Here is a 625-nt window from a genome sequence, read left to right on the forward strand (position 1 = left end):
GAGTCCACCTGGAACAGTCCTCCGAACGGGTGACCTGCATCACATCTTTCCGCAGGTCAGCGGCGGTTTCCGCCCCCTCCGCGCGGGCCTGCCCGGCGGCCTCCGCCACAACTCCGCCCGGTGGGCGGGGGCTCCCCTCGGTCGGTCGGGCAGCTCCGCCGTACCGCCGGTTCTGCGGGGGGTGCCAGGCTCGCGCTTGCGCGACCGCGAAGCGGCTCGGCCTGGCACCCCCCGCAGGTTCGGTGGTAGCCCGAAGGGTGCCCGTCCGGCCGAGGGGAGCCCCCGGCCACCCCCCAACCCCAGCCACCCACCGGCCCGCACACGCACGACGAGCCCCCACCCCCTTGGGAGTAAGGGCCCGCCGGAGGCGTCCATCTTCTCCACCACAACCACGTGCTGCCCGGACTCCGCCCGGCCGGCGCGGACGTCCCGGCGGTCCGCGCCAGCGGACCCGAACGGGAACAGCCGCCCCGCCAGGGGCGCCCGTTCGGCCCGACGAAGGAGGGCCCGGCCCGCTCCGGGGGGCCCGGCCCCGAAGGGGCCCAACAGGTCGTCGCGCCGCCAGGCGCGTCCACGGCCCGGTGCCGACGGCACCGGCCGACGAAGGAGGCCGGGGCCGGCGAGC

The 625-nt window shown here is 77.6% G+C and carries 1 pseudogene; it reads left to right on the top strand.

The window, feature by feature from the left end:
* Positions 1 to 393: 393 nt before the first annotated feature.
* Positions 394 to 625: pseudogene (locus IG54_RS43405) on the top strand (hypothetical protein); the annotation flags it as partial.

This window comes from Streptomyces sp. NRRL S-920, assembly GCF_000717945.1.
In the GTDB taxonomy this organism is placed as follows: Bacteria; Actinomycetota; Actinomycetes; order Streptomycetales; family Streptomycetaceae; genus Streptomyces; species Streptomyces alboniger.